Genomic DNA, 25571 nt, shown 5'->3' with positions numbered 1-25571 from the left:
ACCGAGACACCCCTCGGCGCGACCCGAGTCTCACACTTCGCGCGCCTCGACCTGGCACTCACCGCATGACCCACCGAATTGGGCAACGGAGTCCTCAAGGCTGGGGATGAGGCGCTGACCCGAGGTCGGCTCTCGCATGTGGATCAGAACTACGTGCGCGGCGAGACGCACGCTGCAGCCAACGCGATCCTGGTGGAGCACCAGGGCCGGGTGCCGATCGTCGCGGCGTGGGGCGGCGGGCTGCTTGCGTCGGTGGACGGGCTGCGGTTCGTCGTCCCGGTCAAGACGATCAACGCCGGGCCCTCACCTAAGTACTACGGCTACAAAAGGGGTCTGACCTGGTTGAAAGCAGTCAATGATCAAGTGGCTGGGATCGGACAGATGGTGGTGCCGGGCACGCCCCGCGATTCTCTCTACATCCTGGACTGCCTGATCAACCTGGACGCCGGGCCGAAACCCGAGGTGGTCACGACGGGCCAGGCCAGCGACAGCGACAGCGACAGCGACAGCGACAGCGACATGGTGTTCGGGATCTTCTCCATGCTCGGCTACCGGTTCGCGCCCCGCTTCGCCGACTTGGGTGATCAGCGGTTCTGGCGGGCCGACCTGCCCGACGGCAGCAGCGGAGCGTACGGGGCGCTGGAGGCGATCGCCCGGAACAGGTGAACACCAAGAAGGTCCTCACGCAGTGGCCGGACATGGTGCGGGTGGCCGGGTCGCTGGTGACCAACCAGGTGCGCGCCTATGACCTCCTGCGGATGTTCGCCCGCCAGGGTAACCCGACCCCGCTGGGGCAGGCGTTCGCCGAGTACGGCCGAATCGACAAGACGTTGCACCTGCTCAGCATGCTGGACCCGATCGATTCCAGCTACCGCCGCAGCCTGGGCAAGCAGCTGTCGGTCCAGGAGTCCCGGCACCGTCTGGCCCGCAAGCTCTGCCACGGCAACGCCGGGAAGATCCGGCAGGCCTACCGAGAGGGCCAGGAAGATCAGTTAGCGGCATTGGGGCTGGCGCTCAATGCCGTGGTGTTGTGGAATTCGAAGTACTTGTCGGCGATCCTGGACCAGCTACGTGCCCAGGGCGTGCCGGTCAAGGACGAGGATGTGGCCCGGCTGTCCCCGCTGGGCCACGCCCACCTCAACTGCCTGGGCCGCTACGCGATCGCTTCCTCGGCCCCGGACAAGGGCCTGCGACCGCTCGGAGCGGCGGCGCCGCCCCAGGACGCATCTTCCGCCGTCGTGGATGAGGACGGCGTGTAGGCCTTGCAGCGATCAGCGGTCGTCGGCCCCTCTGAGAGGGCGGTCTGTGGGCCGATGCCCCTGATGTCATAGTGTGATCGAGTGAATCTGTAGCGTTATGCCTGACTGGTGGGCGTGGACGTGTTGAGATGGCCGGGTGAGTGAACGCAAGCCGTACGCGACGGACTTATCCGATGAGCGGTGGGCCCTGATCGAGCCAGTGATCACGGCGTGGAAGGCCGCCCACCCTTCGGTCAGCGGCCACTAGGGCAAATACCAGATGCGCGAGATCGTTAACGCGCTGCTGTACCAGAGCCGGACCGGCTGCGGTCACGTCCCGCAGAGTGGTGTAGTTCGGCTCTCGCGTGAGGCTCTGCTGGGTTGACTATGCCGTCACGAGTTCGGTCTGCGCCACCTCCTCCTGGTTAGTGCTGGATGGGGCGATGAGGGCCATAGAGCTTTCGGATAGGTAGCGGCGGTCGGCGACCTGCCATTCGTCGTGGGCTTCGACCAGGACGGCGCCGGCCAGGCGGAGCAGGGCTTCGGGGTTGGGGAAGACGCCGACGACGTCGGTGCGGCGTTTGATTTCTTTGTTGAGCCGCTCGAGCGGGTTGGTGGACCAGATCTTCTTCCAGTGCGCGGGCGGGAAGGCGGCGAAGGCCAGGATGTCGTCGGCGGCCTCGTGCAGCATGGTCTCGACCTTGGGAACTGGCGGCCGAGCATGCCGGCGATCACGGTCAGTTGGTCGCGGACCATGTCCGCGGTGGGCTGGGCGAAGATGGTGCGGATCGCCGCGGCGGCCATCTCGGCCGAGCCCTTCGGGACGCTCGCCAGCCGTCGCTGATGACCAGCTGCACCCCGGCCAGACCGCGGGCTTTCAGTGAGCGCAGGAACGCGGTCCAGAACGCGCCGTCCTCGCTGTCACCGACGGCGAAGCCTATGACTTCGCGGCGGCCGTCGGCGGTGACGCCGGTGGCCACGATGACCGCCTGGGAGACCACCCGCCGGTTCACCCGCGCTTTGCAGTAGGTGGCGTCCAGGAACAGGTAGGGAAACTGCTGGCCTGCCAGGGAGCGGTCGCGGAAGGCGGCGACCTCTTCGTCCAGGTCGGCGCAGATGCGCGAGACTTCGCTCTTGGAGATGCCGGTGTCGGCGCCGAGGGCTTTGACCAGGTCGTCGACCTTGCGGGTGGACACCCCGTGCAGGTAGGCCTCCATCACCACGGCGAACAGCGCCTGGTCGACCCTGCGGCGGCGTTCCAGCAGACTCGGGAAGAACGAGCCGGTGCGCAGCTTGGGGATCTGCAGCTCCAGATCCCCGGCGGTGGTGGTGAGGGTGCGTGGCCGGTGCCCGTTGCGCTGCGCCAGCCGGTCCGGGGTGCGCTCGTTCGGGGCGGCGCCGATCACCGCGGTCAACTCGGCCTCGATGAGGGCTTGGTAGATGGTCTCAGCGGCGTGCCGGATCCGCTCGCTCGCCTCGGAGTTCTTCAGTACCGTCAGGACCTCTAACAGGGCAGACTGGTCCAGGGCCATCGTGTGCTTCTCCTCTGCGTGTCACTTGGCGGTTTCACACAGAGACTCACGCGATGGCCCCTGTCGTTGAAGGCGACGCGCCGTTCAAGGTTGGATCTACACCACTCGACGGGACGTAACCGCGGCCCATCCGCTTCGTCTGACGCGTGGCCCCTTCCTCCGGAGGTGTTCGGCTTCACCAAGGCCATCAGTGCTAAGCCGACTACAACAGCCGCAATTCCATGGGGCCGTCTCGCCCGTGTACTACCCCGTCACCGGCACGACCGGCAGCGGCGGATCCGCCCGCCAGAACGCAGGCGGCGGATCAACGCCCCGATGACGCCTCACAGATCGGCCACCTGGCCACCCTCTGCCGCACTCAGCTCGTGTCTGGTGAACGGACGATCATCGGAAGTGGTTCACCGATCGCTCATGGTTCGTCAGGCGAAGATGGCGTTCACGGCCTTGCTCACCTCCGCGAGGGGGACCTTCTCACGTTGGCGTTCGAAGGCGATCCACTCCTTGCCCTCCGCGGCGACCCCCTCCAGCACGTGCAGGGCATTGTCGAGCCCCGCCGTGCCGAGGGTCACCTGTGACGCGCCTTGCGGATCCTTGTCCTCAGTCTCGGTGACATCCGTGGGCGGATCGGTCACCTTGACCTTGATCGGATCGCCGTTGGTCAGCGTCAGCTCGAAGACGTTCTCTCCGTTGTCGGTCTCGGCCACCTGGACGAAGGTGAACGCGTCGTAGCGGTAGTTGGTGCGTGCCCGGCTGCGGAAGGTGGCCTTCTGGAAGTCGAGGTGCACGGTCAACTGCCGCACACCGTCCTTGGTGAGCAGGAAAAGCAGAATCTTGTATTTCGAATAGCGCCATGGCCCGTTCTCGACGCGTGCCCTGTCGTAGAAGGGCGTGGCGGGCGCCTCGATGAAGGCGTGGGCGAGGACGTCCTGCCGCTTCAACCTGTAGAGACTCATCGCCTGCTCCATCAGCGCCTTGCGGTCGCACTCCAGCCAGCGGGCCATCTCGAGATCGTCCGGCCTGTCGGCGAGTTTGCGCTTCCACCGGTCGAAAGCCTCCTGGCGGCCGGCCAGCAGTCCCTCCCTTTCCGCCTTGTCGGCGGAGTGGCGCCTGTACTCCGCGGCTATGCGCAGCCATAGGCGAGCCGCGGACCAGACCGAGGCCAGGGCGGCGACCGCGGCCAGCGACACGAACAACGGCCTGACGTGCGCGCCGCTCCAGACCAGGATGCCGCCTGCCGCGGCCGTCGCGATCGCGGCGAGCACGCACATCGCTTTCACGAGCAAGGGGACGCGCAGCTCCTTGCGGTAGTCCCACAGCTTGCCCGCCTGCCAGCGCCGCGCGACGTCGGCCACCAGGTATCTGGTGAGCCAGGCGACTCGCTTGGCGTTGACCGTGCTCTCCCGGTAAATGGTGACGACCTCGTCACGCAAGGCCCGGCGGACGCCCGCCGTCTCCGAGAGCCAGCGAGCGCTGTCCGCATCCCGCGGGGTGTACAGCGCGAAATAGTGCTTGAACTGCTGGTCGATCTTGCTCGCGAAACCGTCGCCGCGCGTGGTGGCCGGCCGGCGCAGATCCTCGCGGTCCTTCGCCTGGCGGCGCTCCTTTCTGCACCGCCACTCCACGCCGCTGCGCACGCTCGCGTAGCAGCCGGCCGCGAGAGCAAGCAGGGCGGACACCGCCGCAGGCCCGTTGTCCTGCCATGCCGTGGCGCCGATGAAGCCGACTGTCGCCAGGGCCAGCGCGGTGGTCGCCGTGGCTGCGGTCCAGGTGCCGACTCCGATGAGGACAGGATCCGCCGGCCGTACCCGGGCGCCGATGGGCTCCGGCTGGAAGAACTTCCAGGCCCGGCGCAGCCGGTCCTTCGCGCAGCGGTCGCTCCGGGCCGCGTCGAAGGCGCGCGCCCAGAGGGCGTCCTCGGCGGAGCTGTCCAGGAACATCTCCATGTGCTGCAGGACGTCGTTGCGCTGCTCGTCGGTCAGCTTCTGGAGCTCCTGCTCTATGTCGGCAGCCCCGCCATTCGCAGGACGGGACGTCAGGAGGTGGTCGACCAGCTTGATCGCGTCGGCCCATTCATCGTCGTCGTTGACGGCGCCGCGCACGCAGCGCAGCATGGCGATCTCCTTCGGCGGGACCTGCTGCAGGGTGCGTCCGCTGAGCAGGGCCAGCAGCAGGTAGAAGCAGGAGTGGCCGTTGACGTAGTTGTGCAGGACCACGGCGTTGCGGATGTGCTCGCGCGCCTCCGGAGCCATGCCGGCGCGCAGGGAATTGAGCCCCGCCTCGAAGGTCTCCTCGGGCGATGGGGCGGCTGCGACCTGGTAGACGTTGACGGGTCCGTGGATGGCCTCAGCCTGGACGGCGACGTTCGCCGAGTCCTGGGCGAGGTTGGTCGGGCCGGAGGGGGAATCGTTCACAGGAGGCCCCGGATGGCTGCGATGATGGCTGACACGTGCGCCGCCAGCTCCGCCACGTCCGCCAGGAGCCCGCGGAGTTTCTTGAGCGCGATCATCGCCTTGCTCCTGCCCTCCTCGGTGCTCTCGGACAGCGAATCGGCGGCGACGGCGATCTCCTGCTCCGCCGCGGTGAACGTGTCCTCGTCCACCTCCTGGGCCTTGCGCGCCCTGGCGAGCCGGTCGCGCAGCTCGGCGAGCTGGGCGGCCGGGTCGGCTGCCGGGGTCTGAGGCGGGTGACCGATGGTGACGTTCCCGTGAATGTGCCCGGCCTGGACGCCCACCCGGGCGTTGTCGCGGGCGACGTTCTTCACGCTGTCGGACATGCTGTTCGCCTCTCTCGCTTTGCTCGCCGGATGGTTCTCGTGCTCCACGGCCAGTTCCTGAGCGAGAGCCACGGCGAAGGCGGCGGCGTTGGCCGCCGCCCTCGGCTGCCAGTTCAGGCCGTCGGTCGCGGTCTTGGTGCCGTCGGCGCGGTCGCTGATGCCGCGCACCACGGCCATGGGCAGCGACCGGTTGTGATGGGCGGCCTGCGCCACACCAGCCGACTCCATCTCGATCGCGAGCGCGTCGTTGTAGGTCTGGCGCACCCACTGGGCGTGCGCGGAGATCGCGGAGTCCTGTACGACCTCACCGGCCGCGATCGCGCCGAAGCGCACCGCGGGCACGGCCGCGCCCACAGGCAGGCGGCGAGTCCAGGTCTCGGTGCGGTAGAGGTGGCGGGCGATCTGGTCGGTCTCGTGGTCGATCTCCCAGACGCGCGGGCGGGCTTTGAGACCGTCGTCCTGGCTGGTGCCGCCGTGGTAGGCGTACACGTGCGTGGCCACCACCACGTCCCCCAGGCCGATGCCGGGCCACAGGGCTCCGGCGACCCCCACGAACAGCAGCGCCGACGGCGAGAACTCGGCGATCGCCCGCTCGGTTATCACCGCCGAAGGATGGTTGCCCTTGCCGACCATGCCCAGGGCCACCCGGCGTCCGTCGCCGGCGAGGCGGCCGAGCTCGAAGCGGGTGCCGGCGGTGTGGCGGTGCACGCGCGGGTCGGTCAGGTGTTCGCGGACGGCCTGATACTCCAGATCCAGCGCGGTGAGGATCACGATCACGACCATCGACCTCCTAAGGCCGAGTCATCGGGGGATTGAGGACGTGGGCCGGACCCACCTTGAAGAGCCGGGCGGGTCGCCCGTTCGGGGTCTTGCGCATTGGGCCGTCGGCGATGATGAAGTCGCGGGCGCCCTGGACCTTGCGGTAGAAGTTGCGGGGATCGAGGCGGACGCCCCAGACCGCCTCGTACACCTGCTGGAGCTCTGAGATGGTGAAGGTCTCGGCGCAGAACGCGGTGGCCAGGGTGGTGTGCTCCAGCTTGGTACGCGCGCGTTCGACCCCGTCGATGACGATGCGGCGATGGTCGAACGCCAGCTTTGTGCCCGGGGCCAGGGCGTCGTCCACCGGGGTCCAGGAGGCGTCGGCGGCGTCGGTGCCGGCGATGGGCTCCGGCAGGCGGGGTGCGATGGCCAGGTAGGCGACGGACACGACGCGGCCGCGCGGGTCGCGGCCCGGCTCGCCGTACACGGCCAGGGGCTCCAGGTGCACGTCGGACAGGCCCGCCTCCTCAGACAGTTCGCGCCGCGCTGCCGCCTCGATGTCCTCATGCTCGTCGCGCAGGAAGCCGCCCGGCAAGGCGCGTGCCCCGAGGAACGGGTCGATGCCACGTTCCACGAGCAGGACGTGCAGGCGCGCGTCGCGCAGGGTCAGGATCACCAGGTCGACCGCGAGCAGGATGCGCGGCGGCTGCCATGGGTCGTCGGGCATGACCACACCATAGCTTTTTGTCAGTTCGACAGGAAGTCCCTTGTTCAGTACAAGGCGCTCATGCCGACCTCGCCGGTACAGGCTCTCCAGCCGACGCCATCGTCCGGTCGGTGCGCGACCTGCCCTGGTACGGGCCGCTCTGCTGCGGATGCGGCGACGATGTCCACTACCTGACCGTGCAAGACGGCATCGTGGGCGCGTTCCGGGCCGCCCTGGTCGCCTGCCACGTCTGCACCGACGAGAAGGGCGCCGCCTGCACGGCCGCCGCCGAGGCGATCCGATGCCAGTCCGAGGCGACATGGCTCGGCATCGACCTCGGCCCTGGGCCGACCGCACAAGCGCACAGCAGAGAGCTAGCTGGCGCGTCTGTCGTCGCACACCGTGAGGAGTGGAGGAGGGATCAATGGCAAAGACTCGTGTGCAGGTCAGCAGGCGATGCGACTGTGTGGATGCGGTAACGGGGCGTCAGCGAGGCATGACGTGTCCGCGTCTGCCAGCGGATGATGACCACGGCAGCTGGTACTTCGCGGTGCAGGTACGTGGCCTGGGCGGGCAGCGGCAGCGCGTCCGCCAGGGTGGTTACGCCCACTCCGTGGAAGCGCAGGCGGCAGGCCGAGCTTTGGCTGCTGCCGACCGCGACGGCGCGGGGGCCGGATGTACGCTCGGGCAGTGGCTGGCACGCTGGCTGGCCACCAAGGACGCTCTGCGGCCGTCGACCCGACAGGGCTACGCGACACACATCCGTCTCTATCTCGATCCACAGCTAGGAAAGATTCGGTTGCACCAGCTGACCTTTCGCGACGTCAACGGACTGCTCGCGGCCCTGGCGTCCCGCCCCTCGCCGAACGGGCGCCGGTTGCCGCCGACCACCGTGGTGCGGATCCACGCCACCTTGCGGACCGCGCTGAACGCGGCGGTGCGCGCCCGGCTGATCCCGGTCAACCCGGCCAACGGCGCCGAACTCCCCCATCCCCGGCGACCGCATCCGGTCGTCTGGACCGCCGGGCGGACGGCCCGGTGGCAGCAAACGGGTGAACGTCCGGCGGTACCGAACAACAGCTCGCGGCCTTCCTGGCCGGCGTCGCGCAGGACCGCCTGTACGCCGCCTGGTGGCTGGCCGCGCTGCGCCGCGGTGAGCTGGCCGGGCTACGCTGGACGGACGTCGACCTGCAGGCGGCGGAGCTGACGGTGGCGCAGCAGCGAGTGCACGCCGACGGCCAGGTCGTGGTCGGCCCACCGAAGAGCGCCGCCAGCTGCTGGGTGGTGGCCCTGGACGCGCAGACCGTACGGGTGCTGATGCGGCACCGCGAGGGGCAAGAGGAGCTGAGCGCGAGGGCGGGCACACGCTGGCCGGACTGGGGATATGTGTTCACCACCGCGGACGGCGCGCCGCTGCGACCGGACTACCTCACCGGCCGGTTCCGCCGGCTGGTGACCGCCTCAGGACAGCCCGCCGGTCCGGCTGCACGACCTAAGGCATGGCGCCGCCACGCTGGCGCTGGCCGCGCGCACCGATCTGAAGGTGGTGCAGGCGATGCTGGGGCATGCCAGCATTGTGCTGACCGCTGACACCTACGTCTCGGTGCTGCCGGAGGTCGCCCCTGAGGCTGCCCGGGAGACGGCCCGGCTGGTGCTGAGCGCCGCGTCCGCGCTCGGGCGGCCGCTCGGCGGCTGACTCAGCTTTGCCTCATATTTGCCCCATGCCGCCCCAGCGCACGGGCGCGGCTGGAGTTTCCGCAGGTGGAGAAGCGCGCCCTGTAGGATTCGAACCTGCGACCGTCGGATTAGAAGCGGGGCGTACGAGCACGCACCGAGCACGGTTGGCTGACCCCTGGGGGCGGGGAACCCGTTCCGAACCTGAACGCTCTCGCATGACGACGTCCTGACAGCCACGTTACCTGACGATGAACGTTCAGCGAGCAGGACCACCTCTGCCCCAGGTGTGATGCGAGGGTTGACGTGGACGCTTGCTGCGGCGTCAGCGCAACTGCTTGGCGATCTCTTCTGCCTGTGGAACGCCCATGGGCGCGAGAATGTCGAGAGCCTCGCGAAGCCAGACCTTGGCCTCCTCTTGCCGCCCAAGCATGTGGTGCGCGTCGGCGATAGCGCGACGTACCAGACCTTGCAGGCGGGGTTCAGCGATGTCGTCGGCCATGTCCAGAGCGAGTTGGTAGTTCGTCAATGCCTCGCCAGGATCTCCGGCCGCCAGTTGGCAGTGGCCCAGGTCCAGGATGATCTCGCATTCGGCGGTCTTGTCGCCGCCCTCCCGGATAAGAGTCAGCGCCTGCAAATGCCGTTCCGCAGCTTCGCTGAGACGACCTTGCTTGCGATACACCCGGCCGATCCCGCTGAGCGCGTTCGCTTCGAACCTGCACTGGCCGATCTCTTTGTTCAGTTGGACGGCCTGCTGGTAGTGATCCAGCGCCGCCGTGAGGTCGCCCAGGTCGTCGTAGACCTCGCCAAGCAGTGAGAGAGTGTAGCCTTCGTCGCTCCGGTTGCCGATCTTACGGTCGGAGTCCAGGCATCTACGCAAAGTGGACAGGGCCTCCATCAGGTGGCCCGTACGCAGGTAGGCGATGCCCAGGGTGGCGCTGGCAGACATCTCTCCGTGCTCGTTGCGAAGCCGCCGGTACAGGTCTATGGCCCGTAGGCTGTCGGCGATCGCCTGCCTGAACTCGCCGGTCCACAGGCGGCTATACCCGATCCGGTTGAGCGCGTATGCCTCACCCGTGAGGTCTGCGGCCTCACGGCTCACATCAAGGGCCAGCTGATGGTAGCCGATGCACTCCCGCGGGCGCCCGGCCATGAGGTGGGCCATACCCAGGGCGTTCAGGACCCGCCCTTCGCCCTTGCGATCCCGGTCCTCGCGTACGGCCCCCAGCGCCAACCGGAGAGCCTCGAGCCAATCGTCGATCCGGTTCCTAAGGTAGAAGAAATAGTCCAGAAGCTCGGCGAGTTGCCAGGCATGCGTGTTCCAGCCATGTCGCCGGGAGTACCGGAGCGCGGACATCAGCATGGGATAGTGGAGATCGAGCCAGGCCGCGGCTGCATCGAACCCGTCGAGCAACGGCGGCTCGTGAAGCGAGGGCCCACATTTGGGATCGATGTCGTGCGAGGTAGTGTAGATCTCCTTCATCGCCGCATTGACGGCGTGCACCACCCAATCGAACAGCTGAGACAGCGCTGCGTCCCGGGCCCGCTCGCCGTCATGGACCTGGCTGATCTCACGCGCGAAGAGCCATACGAGGTCGTGCAGCACGTAGCGACCATCGGCGTTGCGATAGACGAGGTGACCATTGACGAGCGCGTCGAGCGCCGCGCCGATGTCGGCGTGGGTCTCACCTGTCATGACGATGATCTCATCTAAGCCAATGTCAGGACCGGGGTGCAGGCCAATCATGCGAAATATCCGTTGATGCCGTGGCATGAGCCCCTGGTACGACCGCTCGAAGACGCTCCGGACGCCGATGCCGGGGTCGCCTTGCACGTCTAGCGCGGCCAGCCGATCGTCACCCAGGAGGCTGTCGACGAAGTCGCCGATCGGCAGGGTGGGCTGGCTTGTCAGATGCGCTGCGGCCAAGCGAAGCGCGAGCGGCAGGTATCCACACAGGCGAGCCAGTGACTCCACGGCGGGTGTCTCGTGCCCGACCCGCTCGCCACCCAACATTGCGGCGAGCAGCGACAGTGCCTCTTTTTCCGACATCACATCGAGTATCACGGTCCGGACGTCATGGGTGGCGGCGAGCCCTCGCAGCGAGTCGCGGCTAGTGACGACCACCTTGCAATGGGAGGAGCCGGGCAGCAACGGACGGATCTGGTCAGCCCCGGACGCGTTGTCGAGCACCAGGAGCAGACGCCGGTCGGCCAGCAGCGACCGGTACAGCGCTTCCCGCTCTCCCATTTCGTGCGGGATGGCGTCCTGCGTGATGCCGAGCCCGTGCAGAAGATGGTGCAGGGCCTGCATGGCGGTTACCGGCTCGCCCGGCGAGTAGCCGCGCAGGTCGATGTGGAGCTGTCCGTCCGGGAAGTAAGAAACGCGCCGGTGACCCCAGCGTATGGCCAGGGCGGTCTTGCCGATTCCCGGCGCCCCTGTGACAACGGCGGTGGTCACCGCGGTGGTCTCGCGGGACAGGAGCAGGTCCAGTTCGTTGAGGCTGTCCTCGCGGCCGGTGAAGCGGACGATGTCCGCTGGTAGTTGGCGCGGTATCAGAGAGTGCCGGCGAGCGCCGGTACCGGTCATGTCAGGCGAGGCCGGCTCGGCGGTGGGAGTGGCGGAGAGGATGGTTTGATGGAGGGCACTTAACTGCTGGCCGGGTTCCAAGCCGAGTTCCCGTCGCAGGTGCCGACGGCCGATCTGGTACTCCTCGAGTGCCTCCCCTGTGCGGCCCGAGTGGTGCAGCGCCGTCATGAGCTGGCCGCGTAACCGTTCCTGTAGGGGATACTCCGTCACGAGGTGTCGTAACTCTCCGATCAGGTCCGCGTGACGGCCCAGGCGGAGGTCAGACTCAATGCGGTCGGCAAGCGCGGTGATGCGCAGTTCCTCAAGCGAGGCACCGTCGGTGAGCACAAGCTCGTCTCGCGTGCCCGCGAGCGCGGAGCCCCGCCATAGGGCTAGGGCTTCCCGAAACTGATCGGCTGCTCGCAACGGGTCACCGGCCACCAGCGACGTTCGTGCCGCACGAGTCCCAGCGGAGAAGACTGCGAGATCACTACCATTCGGCGGCACGCTGAGCCGATAGCCCGCGGGCGTGGTCGCAAGGTCAGTCGGCGCGCTCAGTAATCGCCGCAGCGACCACAGATGATTGTGGAGCAGTTTCCGGCCCGAGGCCGGGATGTCCGTTCCCCACAGAGTGCTCATGAGCCGGTCGTGAGACACCACCTGGTTGGCGTTGAGCACCAGGATCGCGAGGAGCGTCCGCTGCTTCTGACCCACGATGGAAATTGAGCGCCCCTCGCGCCACAACTCCACCGGCCCCAAGAGCCGATACTCCACGCGCCCTCCCCGTTAGCTCTCAACTGATCGCGGTCATGGAGATCGCGCCAATGCCACCCGATATTTCCGATCTCCGCGTCTGAAAACGCCCCTAGAAGGTCGATATTACAAGATCGAGAGTTATCGATTCCAAGATCAAGAGTACTGAGCCGGATCATGCCATCGAACAGATGTGGCCTTGCGGTATGGGCACCCTCATATGCCGCTCGTGCCCCTCATCGATGGAGGTGTTAGTGCATCACTTAGTCAGGACGACGAGGCGGAGTCGACCGCCGCGCCGGCAAATAGCGTTGGCCACGGTGCTCACGCTTACAGCGTCGTTACTTGTGGCGGGCACTCCAGGCCCTGCCCTAGCCGATCCCGAGCCCAAAAGGCCAGCCGGTTCGTCCCCAGCCAGCTTCCCGCCCCCCAAGGACCCTGATGCTCCCCTGCGGGCAGCACTGGAGGAAGCCAGGAAACAGCGCAAACCGGTGACGGTCGAGGCTGCCTACACTGAGGCATCCCGCACCTGGGCATACCCCGACGGGCACCTGGCGACGGAGTCGTACGCGGGGCCCTCCCAGCTCAAACAGCCCGACGGGTCGTGGTCTTGGTTCGATACCACGCTTGTGGAACAGAACGGCATTCTCAAACCCAAACTGGGCAAGGCGGATGTCGAGTTCTCACTCGGCGGTGACGGGCCGTTCGCGTCGATGGAACGCTCGAAGGGACAGCGGTTCGCGCTGACATGGCCGACCAAGCTCCCCAAGCCGACGATCAACGGCAATATCGCCGAATACCACGATGCTGCCGGGCCTGGAGCGGATCTCGTGGTGACCGCACTGCCGACAGGGTTCCGGCACGACGTCGTGTTGCGCGAGCGACCAGCTGGGCCGGTGGAGTTCCGCATTCCCGTAGAGACCAGCGGGCTGAGTCTGGTGGAGAAGAAAAACGGTGGGCTGCGGCTCCGCGACGGCAACGGCAAGGTCGTGGCCGAGGCGCCGGAGCCTTCGATGTGGGACAGCAGTGGCGCGTCCCGCCAGCAAGCAGCCGGTGCTCAGCGAAGGGCCACCATACCCACTGACTTACTCGAGGAGAACGGCCGACGCGTGCTCGTTCTCAAACCGGACACTGCCTGGCTTTCGGACCCGGCCACGACCTTCCCGGTGGTGGTGGACCCTACGTCGACGCTCACGGTGACCACTGACACGGTGCTCAAGTCCCTGTGCGGTGGGTGGGACGAGCCTGGGTCGACGCTGCTGAGGATCGGCGGCCAGCGCGCCTCCTGCAACGGCTTCGACGGCTTCGATTACAGCCGGTCCTATCTCAAATTCGACGTCGGTCCGCTCAGGGGCAAGGCGATCCACTCCGCAGCCCTGCAACTATTCAAGTCCAACCACGTGGCCTGCGACACACGAGGCGAAGGCTCGGGCAAGGGCATCATCTACGCCGGCCGCGTACAGGACTCTTGGACGCCCGGCCAGATGAAGTGGTCGAGCAAGCCAGCCAACACCATCGAGCTGACAGGCTCTGTATGCGGGACCACCACCACGCAAACGATGAGCTGGCCTGTCACCAACTGGGTCAAGCGCTGGACCGGTGGGGCCGGCAATTACGGCATCGAACTACGCGGCACGACGGAAAGCCTCGTCAACAACTGGGACTCCTACTGGGCAGAGTTCCACTCGGCAGAGATGACCGGCGCGGGAGCGAACCCTCCCAAGCTGATCACGAACTACTTCCTGCCCCCGGAGATCCCCAGCGTGACCGCCGAATCGGTCGACTCGCTCGACGGTGACCACGCCATCGTCCGGACCAAGTCGGTCAAGGTCGGCTACAAATCCGCCTCCGTGGACGGCAAGAACATCGACTACTACGCCTCTGTCATCGACTCCACCGCGCCAATCCCGTCATGGACAACCGGGGGCGGCGCCGTCGGCCAATGGAGCTTCAACGAAGGCACCTACGGAGCCGACTCCAGCGGCAAGAACCACTCCCTCGTCTTCACACTAGGCACCGCATCTGAGATCGATGCCAAGGACGGCAAGGGACTACTCCTCGATCCCACAGGTGGCAAGACGGCATTCGCCTCCACCGATGCACCAGCCGTCGACACCGGCAAGAGCTACTCGGTCGCCGGCTGGGTGCGCCTGAACGGCCTGGCCAACTCGGCTGATCTGATCAGCCAGAACGGTACGCGCAACAGCGCTCTCATCGTCGGCTACAACAGTGCCAAATCCAGGTGGACCTTGGAGGCGTACCACACCGACGCTGACGGCAGCGCCTCGACCTCCATTGCCTCGACCTCCGCCGCACAAGCGGGGGTTTGGACCCATCTGGCAGGTATCTACGACAACACGACGAAGAAGCTCCGGCTGTACGTCAATGGGACCCTGTCCGGCGAGGCGGACTACACCGCCACGCCGTGGACAGCGACCAAGAACTTCAATCTGAACACCGGTCTTCGCGCCGGAGCCAGCATCTCCACCCGCAAGGTTTCCTACGACGAGATCCGCGTCTACGACCGTGCCCTGAACGAGACCGAGCTGAAGTGGATGACGGCCCTCACCCCGCCGACCAGCGCGAATCTCCCCTCAGGACAGGCGGCGTCGTTGACCTACGACGTGAGCAACGTCGACGACTTCAAGGTCTCTATCCGGGCGTGCTTGACCGGCGTCAATCCGCCTACCTGCAACGAAAGCCCTTACTACCGGATCACGACTGACGCGCCGTTACTGCCCACAGACACCGAAACAGGCATGGCCAACCCCACTCAGCCGGTCCTGTCCGGCATGGTCAACCGTCCGTCTGGTAGGCCGGTGACTGCCAAGTACTACCTGTACGACAACAGCGGCACGCCCGTTGGCGCGGCACCACTGGGCACCCGCACCGTCAACGGCGGCGAACGGGCCTCCTTCCAAGTACCCGCCAACACAGTCGAACCCGGCACCACGTACAAGTGGCAAATGGCCGCCTGCGCCAATGGGAGGACAGCTGCGGACGAGGTCTGCACCTCGAAGACCTCACCAGTCACCTTCACCACCCCCGGGACGCCCCCACCTCCCGAGCAGGAGGAGATCCGGCACCTGACTCTGGGCAAGGACAGCTTCGTCATCAAGACCGCGAAGACCGACCCAGCCGCCTGCGACGGCGCGCCCTGCCCGGTCAGCGACGACACCGACCTGCGGATCGGTGGAACCGGCACCGGCAAGACCGCCGTCGTCGTCGGGTTCAAGCTCGACGACCTCCCCGACGGCGCGGGAGCCAGGACCGGCATCCTCAAACTCGGCACGCCGACGTGCCCGGCGGGCGCCTGCCCGGCCGACGCGGTGATCACAGTGACGCCATTGCGGAACCCGGTCACCGGCGACACCAAGGGCTCGGATCTGGCGGGCGACGTCGAGCAGGACAGGAAGTTCGAGCTACCCCTGAGTAACCCGCAGGCCGACATCGCAGGCAGCGAGTTTCAATGGCTGCTGGTCACCTCCAACAAGGACGACCTGATCGTCTTTGGTGACGCGGCGGCCACCGAGCAGCCGTCACTGGCGCTCACCTACGCGCTGCCCGGGCCACCCAGCAAGGTGCTCAATCTGAACGCTCAGGGAGGCGACTCCAGCGCAGCGGCCAGTTGGGGGATCCCCGAGCAGAACGGGTCCCTCGCTTTCCTGGCCGGGTACGACGTCGAAGTGACCGCCTCGGACGGCGCCCAGGTGAAGGTCCTGACTGTCACCGAGCCTTTCGCGCCCATCCCCGGACTGGTCAACGGCCAGACTTACACGATCAAGGTACGAGCCAAGACCGCCTACGGCACGAGCGAGTGGGAGTCCGCGCAGGCCACGCCAAAGGCGGTGCCGCCCCCTCCGAGCCGGGAGGTCAACACGTGCGTGCTCGAGGGCACGACTGCCACGAAGACCACGAAGTCCGGGGCTACCACGGCGGACCCGGAGTCCGGGGCGCAGGCGTACCGGGACCGGGTCGAGGCGTACTACAAGGCCCAGGACGTCGTCCTGGAGGGCCGCGCGCAGACCATCTGGGACGTCCCCGGTGTTACGCCGGCGGCCCCGAATACGGCGATGCTGTCGCTGCTCAACTCGGAGCTCCTGGCCGAGAAGACGGCGCTGTACGGGGACGGGGTGACCCGATCCAACTCCCGGGTCGAGCTGGCGGAATCCGTGGTCCAGGAGCTGCCTGACGGACAGGTCGCGGTCACGGCGAAGATCAGACGGACGTGGACGGAGCAGATGCCGGACAGGGCCATGGCGGCCACCGCCGGACAGGTCGAGCCGAGCGAGTTCATCATCAACGTCCACGTCTTCGACCGCTGCGGTGGCATGTCCGTGATCCAGGTTCCGATCGATACCAACCTGGACACCACCGACTTCTACGACCCGGGCGTGATCTGCGGCAGCCTGCCGCCAGAAGGCCTGGCTGCCGCCGCGAGCTGCAACGACGAAGGCAACCCATCGGGGGCGCCCAAAGAGTGCACCGCCAACGGCAACTCCTTCAAGGGCGAGCACAACTGCAAGCACGCCTGGGTGTCCAAGAAGTGGCAGGTCAAGCTGGAGATGGGGGCGGACTGGGACCCCGGTGAAGGCTTCCCGAAGAGATGGAAGGCGACCAACCACACCACCTACTTCCATCTCTTCCCCACTCAGGGAGAGAGCGTGGACTCGGAGTTCGGTAAGGATCTGCGCAGTCACATTGACATGACAGTGTCCGATTCGACGTGCTTCTCTTTGACGGAGACGCAGACCAGCACCACACACGGTCTGACCGCGGGCGGGAGTGCGGAGCCGGAGAAGACGTCGGGCTCGCTCCAGTACTCAGTCGCCTTCAACGTCACCAAAGGCCAGCGGGCCAAGTGCAACGACTTCAAATACAAGCCGATCGACGTCGTCGCAAATCCGAAGGTCTACCGGGTCAAGGCGAGGAACGAAGGCGCTTGCGAGATCGACAGCTGCTACATCAAGGGCTACAAGCGATCGGTAACGGGCAGTCTGGTGTTCAAGAAAGGTATGAAGTCGACACCTGTCACCGACAACCTGGAGGTGGACATCCAATGCGAATACCGGCGCGTCGGCGACTCCTTCCTGGTCAAGGCGGTGTGCGTCGACGGATGCGACCGCAGTAGCACCCGCGTTCCCTTCCCCAACACTTGATCGGCACGGGCGGGGGCCTGACCCGCCTCCGCCCGGAACCTACGGGCAAGGAGAGATGATGTTCCGGATAATGTCGGCCCTGGCCGTACTGCTGTCACTTTCCTTGCCCGTAGGGTGCGCCGTGGCGCGGGCCGACGACCGGTCACCACGGCTGGTCTGGGTGAACGCCTTCGCAGTGGCGCATCCGGACTACCGGGTGATCCACGAGAAGATCCCACGGCCCCGCCACGACGACCGCTCGATCGAAATCCCCCTGGAAGCCCGCTGGCCCAACCCCACCCTCACCGTCGACACGCGCGGTCGCAGGGATGCCGTCCTCAGGGCCACCCCACAGGGCGAGGTTGAGGCGCCCCAGGCGACCCCCTGGAGACTGACCAACCTCCTGCGCGCCGTCGGCCACAGCAGCGGCCGCCCAGATGTCGCAGCGGCGGCAAACCTGCTGAAAACGCTGCGCGACGCCGACGTCCGCGTCCTGGCCGTGGTCGAGTTCGCCAAACCGCTGCCCGAAGACGACGTACGCGCCCTGTGGCCTTTCCAGATCGACGTCGGGCTCTTCTCCCCCGCCCAGCTGATGCCCGTGGCTTGGGACTACTCCGGGCGCTGCGACGCGAAGGGCTTCGACGCGTGCAAGCTCGGCGTCAAGGACTCGCTTGCCGGGGAATTCGCCGCATGGGTGGCCTTGCTGACCTCCGAGGATCAGCAGGCGTTGAGCTCCTTCGGCCTCGACCTGGCCGCCCTCGAAGCGAGCGCCCAGCAGGGGGTCTACCACGGCATGGTCCTGAATGCCTACCCCGAGCGACTGCTGCCACTGACTGAGGCCTCCGAAATCGCTTCCGTCCGGATCGCGGACGTGGCGCTCGTCGACCAATGAGCGCAGGTCCCAGCACTGCTCCCACGGGTCGATCTGCTGACGGGGTCACCGTCGCGGTAGCCGGTGTCGCGGTGGTCGTACACCAGGCAGGACAGACCCTGTGCGGTGACGGCTGCTGCCGTGACGAATGACGACTCGGCCGGTCCGCCCAACCCGCCTTCAGGATGATCAGAGGATGCGCTCCGGTGCCGGAGGGGCGGAAGAGCGTGCCTCGCAGAATGTTGAAGGCGACGAGCAGTTCAAGGTGCGGTATCGCGAGGAGCAGAAGGAGTTGAGCGCGACGGCGGGGACGCGCTGGCGGGACTACCGGGTACGTGTTCACCACCGCGGACGGCGAGCCGCTGCGACCGGACTACCTCACCGGCCGGTTCCGCCGGCTGGTGACCGCCTCCGGACAGCCGCCCATCCGGCTGCACGATCTACGACATGGCGCCGCCTCGCTGGCGCTGGCCGCACGCATCGACCTGAAGGTGGTGCAGGCGATGCTGGGGCACGCCAGCATCGCGCTGACCGCCGACACCTACGTCTCGGTGCTGCCGGAGGTCGCCCACGAGGCTGCCCGGGAGACGGCCCGGCTGGTGCTGAACGCCGCGTCCGCGCTCGGGCGGCAGCTCAGCGGCTGACTCAGCTTTGCCTCACATTTGCCCCATGCCGCCCCAGCGCACGGGCGCGGCTGGAGTTTCCGCAGGTGGAGAAGCGCGCCCTGTAGGATTCGAACCTGCGACCGCGGTGCCGTGTCCTGACGACGCGTGACGGGGCGTACGAGCACGCACCGAGCACGGCCCGGCCGCCCCCAATTCGACATTACGCCGCGTCGCCTGGAATGGATCCTGCACTCCAGCCACCGCGCCATCATTAGATGACGGTCGCGGTGCGGGGCACATGCTCCCACCCGTACACCACTCCGCGGGACGTAACCGCATCCCACTCCCGTCCAGGCCGAGGAGCGTGCACGACGCATGGAAGGGACGTGTGCTGGTCGAGACCGGGACAGTCGTCAGATCCGGGGCAGCTCAGGTCGGCGCGCAGCATGTCGGTGAAGTCTTGTACGGCCGGCAGCCGCGCGTGGGGTTTGAACCGGTCGGCGAAGTCGCGGACGTGCGCGACCGAGCGGACGGAGGCGAGCTCGGGAGCTCAGCGGGAGATCGCAGGGCCGATGACAGACACGGCCAGGAACACCGCCCAGCCGGACGCCATCAGCCACAAGCCTCTGTTGAGGTGTCCGTACTTGACCTGGCACAGTCGGCTGACGTGCCAGATCTGGTCCGCGAGCGCATCCAGCCAGTCATCCTGGCGCCGCCGCAACACCGTCGAGAGCTCGCCGGGACCGGACAGGCTGCGGACATCGGCGAAATAGGCGATCCGGGCGCCGAACGGCCCGCGTCGGCGGGAGGCTCGGGGTTTGATCGCCGCGATCAGGAAGCCTGAGCTGACCACGACCGTAAGAACTGCACCCCACCAGAGGATCGCGAGGAACGTGTTCGCTGCGGCGGGGTCGCTGCCGGCGGTGAGCTTGTTCAGCACCGCGCCGACGCCGACGCCATTCACCGTCAGGAGGATTCCGGCCTTGACGTCGGCACGGCTGAGTTCTTCCCTGGCATGTTCCAGGATCGTGGCCGCGTGCGCGGGCGGGTCGCCGGTCATGATGCCCCGTTGAGTCGGGCGGTGGACAGCAGGCGCTCGGCCAATTCCGGCCGCTCGTAGTTGGTGAAAACCTGGGCGAGTTGCGAGATGAGGTACTTTCTCGCCTCCGGGGTCAACCCGCGAACGAAGGCTTCGATGATCGCGGCGGCCTCGTTGCGGGCCGAACCCGCATCGGCGGCCTCTTCGAGGAGTCTTACTGCGGTCTCGAAGGGGTCGGCCTTGCCGCTGGTGGACATGGCAGCAAGGTCGGCCAGGCGGCTGGGGTCTTCGCCCACCCACCACATGCGAGCCATGGCGGGGCTCGCCAGGAAGTGATCTCGTAAGAAGCCGAGCCGCCGGGCCTGCTCCCGGTACTCCATCCGGGCGAGCGTCGTCTTCTGGACGGCCTCCTGGAGCGATCGTGCCGTCTCCATAGCGCTTGCGCCGGCGCTGACCCGCGCCCGGACCCGATCGAGCCGGACGTGCAGGTCGGGCATGGCGACGACCGATTCGCGGTTCAGCTCGATGGTGATCTCAGCAGCGGCCCTGTCCAGATCGAGGACGGACAGCTTGCTGCTGACGACGCGGGCATGGCTCTCCAACTTTCGGTAGACCTGGGCCTCCTGAGCGGGCTGTTGGTGATCGAGCTGACCGTGGACCTCGATGGTCGCGTCGAAGCAGGCACCATCGAGCTCGCTGGGGAGCCGCGTGCGGTATATGTACTCGTTCGAATGGCTCGCTCTGGCTCCCAGCAGTTGTTGCAGGAAGTCCCTAATCACCGACCTGCGCCTCCTGCTCCATCTGGAGCGCGAGGTCGATCGACTCCCTGGTCGAGGTTCCGCTCCTCGCAAGGACGGCGTCGATGACCTGGCGGAAAACGTGCTGGCGTGGGGGCTCCGCCTCGTCCGAAGTTTCGCGTGCCCACTTGAAGACGGCGATGACCAGGAGGCTCTCCTCGACCGCGCTACTGGGAACCGCCCCGAGCACGGTTACCACCGTGGAAAGAGGCGCCTTTGCCTGGGCGGCCGCTTCCAGCCAGTGGGAGACACCCGATCGTATCTCCGCCTCGGGAAGGGGGCTTCGCAGCAGTGACCTCCAGGCCACCGCCAGAGCTGGCTCCCACCCCAGGTCGACGTGCTCGAGTAGCAGGAGCCGGCCGTCGGGATCCTGCAGCAGCAGGACCTTGAGTAGGGCTTCGGCTGCGACGCTTCGTCGCGGTTCCGGCTCGGATCGGTCGAGCCAGCGTACGAGTTCGTCAATGAGCTCTCGGCGGAGTCGCAGGTTCGTCGCCAGGCCTGCTAGGCCGTCCACCAGGTTCTTCCTGATGTCGATGACGTCGGTGAGCGAGACGTGCTTGAGCCGGGTCAGCGCCACGCGAGGGAACGCTTCGGCCAGCGGGCCGGTGCAGGTGGCTACTACTGCGGCGGGACGCCGTGGCGGGGACTGCCGGGACCACTGATAGAGCGTACGGCGAGCGGCGCGGCCGAGTTCGTCGCTCAACGCCGCCCGTGTGAGAAGGGCGACCCCGAGGCCGAAGGTCGCCGTCCCGTCCAGGTATCCGGTCGCCAGCGTGTTCAGCATGGCGAAATGACGCTGACGGATGGCGAGGTCCGCCACCTGCTCAGCGATCAGCGCTCCGTCGTCCGGCAGCTGCTGCGCGAGCTTGCCGAACCAGTCCTGAAGATCCTTGTGCAGCTGCGGCCAGTGGCTCCAGACGAAATCGAGGGTCGAGGCGCCGAACGCCGTTCGTGAGAACACGACACGGCCATGGTCGTAGCCGGCGGAGATGGATTCCAGGCGTTTTTTCGTGCTGGGCCCAACCAGTCCGTGTCCGGCCTCCGGGCGGAGCTCGAGGATTTCAGAGAGCATCCTGGCCGCGGTGAAGACCGACGACGACGTGCTTCCCTCCAGCACCGCGGCGGCCAGCCGGAGTGCTCGCGTCCTGCCTTCCTCGTCCTCCTTTTCGCCTGGCACGGTGGAGAAGATGTGCTCCAGTTCGGCTTCCCAGTTGGTGTAGGCGCCGAGCACCTCGTCCACCAGGTGCTCGCTGAAGTGGCCTGCCTTGGACATGGCCTCCGCGGCCAGCCTGGCGAGTCGTACGGCGTCACGAGGACCGGCTGGCGACAGGCACTCCTTGATTTTCGGGTGGGCGCTCCAGCCGCCGGCTTCGGTTTCACCCAGGGAGACCGTTAGATGCTTGCCGAAGATGTCGATGGCAGGGGCGGAGACGATGGGGAGCTCAGGAACCCCGTCGAGGGCGACGCGCCGCCAGACGTCGGCGGTCACCCGGATGACGATCGGCAGCCTTCGCTCGCGCGCCGATCCGATGCACGCCTGCAGCGGCTTGGAACTGCCGGCCAGGTCGTCGGCATGGACGATGTAGCCCATATCCGGCGGTCCGAGGAGTTCCCCCGCGTCGTCCTCGTCGAGAGGGACTTCGCGCGGCTGGAGGCCGAGCCCGGCCAGCAGGTTGATCGCGGTGATCCGCCTGCCACTCCCCTTGGGTCCCACCAGCGCGACGACTCCATACGTCTTGAGACGCTCGGTGAGAGCCTCCATGCCGGCTGTCGGCACGAACATCGCCCGCTGCCGTTTGATCTCTTCCTGGTCGAGCGCGATGGACCGGATCATCGAGCTGCTCGTGTAGATGCGATCCGCGACGTACGCGGTCGTGACGGGAGCCTGAAACACTGCTGCTGCCGTTGTCTCACTCACTGCGGTCTCCCTTGGACTCGCGGCCGAAGAAGTCGGTGGGAAGCGTCTGGCTCACCTGCATGTAATGCGCGGTGTTGCTCTGGCCGACGGGGGCTTGGAAGACCGCCAGCGGCAAGCCACCGGCCTTCTCCGCCTCCGCGGCGGGAACGGCGGGCCGGTCCTGGGTCCGGGCTTGCCAGGAGGGGCGCGGAACGTACAGCCAAGCGGGCTCGGCGAAGTCTTTGCCGGGCACCTCGGCCGTCGCGGAGGCGAGCTCGCTGGGATGCAACGTCGTGTACCCGGGCCGGATGATGTCGTCGAACACCCGCTGGGAAAGCACGGCCGCGGTCTGGGTGACGTCCGGATGAGAGCGCTTCAGCACGTCGTTGATCGGGGTCGAGTTCAGGAGCCGGAACGTGGTGACGGTCGGCTCGCTGATGCGGTCGCGTACCAGGTCGCCGGAGTCCGGGACCGGGCCGACGTGGAGCGCGGCCCGCAGGCGCAGACGGAGGTCGCGGTCGCGCGCGGCCAGTCGGTGATCCACCTCTTCGAGCACGGTCTGCAGGTTCGCCAACAGCGGGCTTACGAGCAGCGGCAACCACGCCGGGTCGGTGCCGAAGATGTAGTCGTCTCCCGCGCTGTCGGGGAAGCGGCGCGCGTCCCATACCTCCTGCAGACCGGACAGGTTCATGGCACGTTCCAGGACCTCAGGCACCAGCTCGTGCAGGTCTCCCAAGAACACCCCCTTGGCGGCGCTGAACTTGACGATGTCCACAGCCAGCAGCGCCCGGTAGGGCGGCAACAGCTGGGTCGGGATGGCTCCATGCATGTCTCTCTCCTCGCTCTCCCCACGTGCTGCTCCTGCTGCTCATGGTCGTGGAGGTCGGGCGAGCGAACTGTCCAGAACTGGACACAGAGCGCAGATTTTCCGTCAACCCTCCAGAAGGATCCGCCGGAGGCCGGCGAGGTCCAGGAGTTCGAGGCGACGGCGGCCAGTGACGACCAGTCCCGCCCTGCGCAGCGCCGACAGCTCGGCCGCGACCGCCGCGCGGGACATCCCAGCAGCGCCTGCCAACTCGCTCTGGCTGATCTCGATCACCTGTCTCGATGAAGTGTCGCAAGCCGCGAAGCGGAGCAGCATCGCCGCGACGCGGCGCTGGGCGGAGAGCTGCGCCAGCTCGCTGCGGAGGTCCTCGCCTTCCCTGAGGCGTTCGACGACGTGGCGGACGAGCTGGTCGGTGAGCCGGTGGCCCTCCAGGATCGCGCGAAATCGGGCGGCGGGAAGTGCGTAGGCGACGCAAGCTTGCAGGGCTGTCACCGTGGCCGAGCGCCTGCCGCCGTCGATGGCTGCGATCACGCCGACCACCTCCCCGGGCCCGCGTACGGCCAGAAGCACCTCGGATCCATCCGGCTCGCTGCGGGTGACCTTGATCTTGCCTGCGGTGAGGCACAGTACGAACGCGCCCGTCTCACCCTGCCGTACCAGGACGTCTCCGACGGCGTAGGACCGAGCCGCGCCAGCCCTGATCAGCCCCTCCCACGCCGGCATGGGTAATGCGCCGCCGAGCCCTCGGACGGGTGACTCAACGTTGGCCATCTTCTCCGTATACCTGGGCTCGTGAACTCCATCAAGCCTCAGGCGGAGCATCAGCCGGCTATGAGACGACGTCAGCTACGGGGATTACGGAGTCGACCATCCGGGCACTCCCCCGGCAGACGACAAGTGGTCGCCCCCGAACCTGCGTTACACGGTCGGACGGCAATGATTTCTGTACTACTACAAGTCGCGGCAACATGGGCTTCTTCGAGCTCTACAAGAGGCTGGTTGGCTCCTCGGATTGGCCGACCTATGGTACGGGCTTCTCCTGGGGTGACGAGCAGATCGCGAGGGCGGCGGTCCCGCAACCGGGAGGCGTGTGCTCGCACCGCCTCGACGATGAACTCGGCGACCTGCCGGGAGGGGTGGGCAGCGTCAGCGACTTCGAAGTACAGGGCGTACTGCTCCTCGTCGCCGGCTGTGACGGCCCAGACGCCGTATTCGTCCTTATCCAGGTTTGATGGGCAGGGAACGACGGCTTAGGACGCCAGGTCGACAGTGCCGATCTGATCAGAAGTAGGAATCGGTGGCTGCATCGCAATCTTCCTTCTGCTCGGACTGGGAAGATGACGCGTTGAGAGCGGCCTCCCATGGTGGCGGAGGCGGCACGTGATCGCCAGTCTTATCGCTAGAGCGGGGGGTCAGGATTCCATCTGACGGCTCGGGACGACCAGGGGTGAGGGCCAGCGCCCGGCTCAACCTGAGTTCCCCGCACCCTGGGCACTTGCCCTGAGGTCATCCCCTGATCGAGTGCGGGCCCTGGCTAGCGCGTCTGTCGTCGCCCACCGTGAGAGGTGGAGGTGGGACAGATGCCGAAGACTCGTGTGCAGGTCAGCAGGCGATGCGGCTGCGTGGATGCGGAAACAGGACGCCAGCGAGGGGTGACGTGTCCGCGTCTGCCAATAGATGACGACCATGGCAGCTGGTACTTCGCGGTGCAGGTGCGCGGCCTGGACGGGCAGCGGCAGCGCATCCGCCAGGGCGGTTACGCCGACCCCGAGGAAGCCCAAGCGGCAGGCCGCGCCCTGGCCGCTGCCGACCATGACGGCGCAGGGGCCGGATGCACCCTTGGACAGTGGCTGGCACGCTGGCTGGCCACCAAGGACGCCCTGCGTCCGTCGACTCGGCAGGGCTATGCCACCCATATCCGCCTCTACCTCATCCCGCAGCTGGGACGGGTCCTGCTCCGCCAGCTCACCTCTCGCGATGTCAACGGACTGCTCGCGACGCTGGCGTTCCACCCCTCGCCGACCGGCCGTCGGTTGTCGCCCGCCACCGTGGTGCGGATTCACGCCACCTTGCGGACCGCGCTGAACGCGGCGGTGCGCGCCCGGCTGCTCCCCATCAACCCGGCCAACGGCGCCGAACTCCCCCATCCCCGACGACCACATCCGGTCGTCTGGACCCCCGGACGGACCGCCCGGTGGCAGCAAACAGCAGAACGTCCGGCGGTGGCGGTCTGGACCGAACAACAGCTCGCGGCCTTCCTGACCGGCGTCGCGCAGGACCGCCTGTACGCCGCCTGGTGGCTGGCCGCGCTACGCGGATTGCGCCGCGGTGAGCTGGCCGGGCTGCGCTGGACGGACGTCGACCTGCAGGCCGCGGAGCTGACAGTGGCGCAGCAGC

16 protein-coding genes and 3 pseudogenes are annotated in these 25571 nt (G+C 67.2%); 9 read left to right on the top strand and 10 right to left on the bottom strand.

Translation table 11 applies throughout. The features are described from left to right. Positions 1 to 90 precede the first annotated feature (90 nt). Positions 91 to 1259, top strand: a pseudogene (locus ACIHFD_RS66025) (Tn3 family transposase); the annotation flags it as partial. A 364-nt stretch (positions 1260 to 1623) separates the two neighbouring features. Here the strand turns inward: ACIHFD_RS66025 and ACIHFD_RS66020 are convergent. From ACIHFD_RS66020 to ACIHFD_RS66005, 4 genes and pseudogenes are all read right to left on the bottom strand, one after another. Next, positions 1624 to 2770: pseudogene (locus tag ACIHFD_RS66020) on the bottom strand (IS256 family transposase). Positions 2771 to 3189: 419 nt separating this feature from the next. After that, positions 3190 to 5181 carry a hypothetical protein gene (locus ACIHFD_RS66015; RefSeq protein ID WP_397375650.1) on the bottom strand — a complete coding sequence of 664 codons (1992 nt, stop codon included), beginning with the start codon at positions 5179 to 5181 and terminating at the stop codon, positions 3190 to 3192. Continuing rightward, positions 5178 to 6326: a purine phosphorylase gene (locus ACIHFD_RS66010; protein ID WP_397375649.1), complete on the bottom strand. Its 1149-nt coding sequence runs from the start codon at positions 6324 to 6326 to the stop codon at positions 5178 to 5180. The genes ACIHFD_RS66015 and ACIHFD_RS66010 overlap by 4 nt, the downstream gene beginning before the upstream one ends. Before the next feature lie 7 nt (positions 6327 to 6333). Next, complete coding sequence (locus ACIHFD_RS66005; protein WP_397375648.1) at positions 6334 to 7029, bottom strand: NUDIX domain-containing protein; 696 nt, start codon at positions 7027 to 7029, stop codon at positions 6334 to 6336. A gap of 110 nt (positions 7030 to 7139) precedes the next feature. Here ACIHFD_RS66005 and ACIHFD_RS66000 point away from each other — a divergent pair, with 110 nt between their 5' ends. The 3 genes from ACIHFD_RS66000 to ACIHFD_RS65990 all read left to right on the top strand — a co-directional run bounded on the left by ACIHFD_RS66000 (position 7140) and on the right by ACIHFD_RS65990 (position 8704). Beyond that, a complete protein-coding gene (locus tag ACIHFD_RS66000; RefSeq protein WP_397375647.1) occupies positions 7140 to 7487 on the top strand; it encodes a hypothetical protein in 348 nt (115 codons plus the stop codon). A 134-nt stretch (positions 7488 to 7621) separates the two neighbouring features. Beyond that, on the top strand, positions 7622 to 8215 hold the full coding sequence (locus tag ACIHFD_RS65995; RefSeq protein WP_397375646.1) for a hypothetical protein: 594 nt from the start codon (positions 7622 to 7624) through the stop codon (positions 8213 to 8215). A 276-nt stretch (positions 8216 to 8491) separates the two neighbouring features. Further along, the gene (locus ACIHFD_RS65990; RefSeq protein WP_397375651.1) at positions 8492 to 8704 is read left to right on the top strand and encodes a tyrosine-type recombinase/integrase; all 213 of its coding nucleotides are present in this window, start codon (positions 8492 to 8494) and stop codon (positions 8702 to 8704) included. 303 nt (positions 8705 to 9007) lie between these two features. On the opposite strand, the gene ACIHFD_RS65985 is transcribed toward ACIHFD_RS65990, so the two are convergent. After that, a complete protein-coding gene (locus ACIHFD_RS65985; RefSeq protein ID WP_397375645.1) occupies positions 9008 to 12022 on the bottom strand; it encodes a BTAD domain-containing putative transcriptional regulator in 3015 nt (1004 codons plus the stop codon). A gap of 608 nt (positions 12023 to 12630) precedes the next feature. Here ACIHFD_RS65985 and ACIHFD_RS65980 point away from each other — a divergent pair. The 3 genes and pseudogenes from ACIHFD_RS65980 to ACIHFD_RS65970 form a co-directional block, all read left to right on the top strand. Next, complete coding sequence (locus tag ACIHFD_RS65980; protein WP_397375644.1) at positions 12631 to 17160, top strand: DNRLRE domain-containing protein; 4530 nt, start codon at positions 12631 to 12633, stop codon at positions 17158 to 17160. Between the two features lie 55 nt (positions 17161 to 17215). Then, positions 17216 to 18031: a hypothetical protein gene (locus tag ACIHFD_RS65975; RefSeq protein WP_397375643.1), complete on the top strand. Its 816-nt coding sequence runs from the start codon at positions 17216 to 17218 to the stop codon at positions 18029 to 18031. A 308-nt stretch (positions 18032 to 18339) separates the two neighbouring features. Continuing rightward, positions 18340 to 18654: pseudogene (locus tag ACIHFD_RS65970) on the top strand (tyrosine-type recombinase/integrase); the annotation flags it as partial. 511 nt (positions 18655 to 19165) lie between these two features. On the opposite strand, the gene ACIHFD_RS65965 reads toward ACIHFD_RS65970, so the two are convergent. The 5 genes from ACIHFD_RS65965 to ACIHFD_RS65945 form a co-directional block, all read right to left on the bottom strand. Next, positions 19166 to 19675 carry a Pycsar system effector family protein gene (locus ACIHFD_RS65965; protein WP_397375642.1) on the bottom strand — a complete coding sequence of 170 codons (510 nt, stop codon included), beginning with the start codon at positions 19673 to 19675 and terminating at the stop codon, positions 19166 to 19168. Further along, entirely contained in the window at positions 19672 to 20433 is a 762-nt protein-coding gene (locus ACIHFD_RS65960; RefSeq protein WP_364031797.1) for a hypothetical protein, read from the bottom strand. Before ACIHFD_RS65960 ends, ACIHFD_RS65965 begins: the two co-directional genes overlap by 4 nt. Next, on the bottom strand, positions 20426 to 22285 hold the full coding sequence (locus tag ACIHFD_RS65955; RefSeq protein ID WP_397375641.1) for a hypothetical protein: 1860 nt from the start codon (positions 22283 to 22285) through the stop codon (positions 20426 to 20428). The genes ACIHFD_RS65960 and ACIHFD_RS65955 overlap by 8 nt, the downstream gene beginning before the upstream one ends. A gap of 76 nt (positions 22286 to 22361) precedes the next feature. Continuing rightward, positions 22362 to 23177 carry a hypothetical protein gene (locus ACIHFD_RS65950; protein WP_397375640.1) on the bottom strand — a complete coding sequence of 272 codons (816 nt, stop codon included), beginning with the start codon at positions 23175 to 23177 and terminating at the stop codon, positions 22362 to 22364. A 102-nt stretch (positions 23178 to 23279) separates the two neighbouring features. Next, entirely contained in the window at positions 23280 to 23945 is a 666-nt protein-coding gene (locus ACIHFD_RS65945; protein ID WP_397375639.1) for a Crp/Fnr family transcriptional regulator, read from the bottom strand. Positions 23946 to 24142: 197 nt separating this feature from the next. On the opposite strand from ACIHFD_RS65945, the gene ACIHFD_RS65940 reads away from it, so the two are divergent. Both ACIHFD_RS65940 and ACIHFD_RS65935 read left to right on the top strand, forming a co-directional pair. Beyond that, positions 24143 to 24406 (top strand): hypothetical protein, encoded by a 264-nt coding sequence (locus tag ACIHFD_RS65940; protein WP_397375638.1) that lies wholly within the window; start codon positions 24143 to 24145, stop codon positions 24404 to 24406. A gap of 474 nt (positions 24407 to 24880) precedes the next feature. Further along, on the top strand, positions 24881 to 25571 hold a 691-nt coding region (locus ACIHFD_RS65935; protein ID WP_397375637.1), incomplete at its 3' end, for a tyrosine-type recombinase/integrase.

Source organism: Nonomuraea sp. NPDC051941 (genome assembly GCF_044593615.1).
The sequence above is the reverse complement of the archived record's forward strand: the minus strand, read 5'-3'. Positions and strand labels throughout refer to the sequence as shown.

Excerpts from the sequence above, each read along its gene's own strand:
- ACIHFD_RS66005 (WP_397375648.1), bottom strand. The coding sequence starts at position 7,029 with ATGCCCGACGACCCATGGCAGCCGCCGCGCATCCTGCTCGCGGTCGAC.
- ACIHFD_RS65940 (WP_397375638.1), top strand. The coding sequence starts at position 24,143 with ATGGGCTTCTTCGAGCTCTACAAGAGGCTGGTTGGCTCCTCGGATTGG.
- ACIHFD_RS65950 (WP_397375640.1), bottom strand. The coding sequence starts at position 23,177 with ATGCATGGAGCCATCCCGACCCAGCTGTTGCCGCCCTACCGGGCGCTG.
- ACIHFD_RS65955 (WP_397375641.1), bottom strand. The coding sequence starts at position 22,285 with ATGATCCGGTCCATCGCGCTCGACCAGGAAGAGATCAAACGGCAGCGG.
- ACIHFD_RS66010 (WP_397375649.1), bottom strand. The coding sequence starts at position 6,326 with ATGGTCGTGATCGTGATCCTCACCGCGCTGGATCTGGAGTATCAGGCC.
- ACIHFD_RS65965 (WP_397375642.1), bottom strand. The coding sequence starts at position 19,675 with ATGACCGGCGACCCGCCCGCGCACGCGGCCACGATCCTGGAACATGCC.
- ACIHFD_RS65975 (WP_397375643.1), top strand. The coding sequence starts at position 17,216 with ATGATGTTCCGGATAATGTCGGCCCTGGCCGTACTGCTGTCACTTTCC.
- ACIHFD_RS65945 (WP_397375639.1), bottom strand. The coding sequence starts at position 23,945 with ATGGCCAACGTTGAGTCACCCGTCCGAGGGCTCGGCGGCGCATTACCC.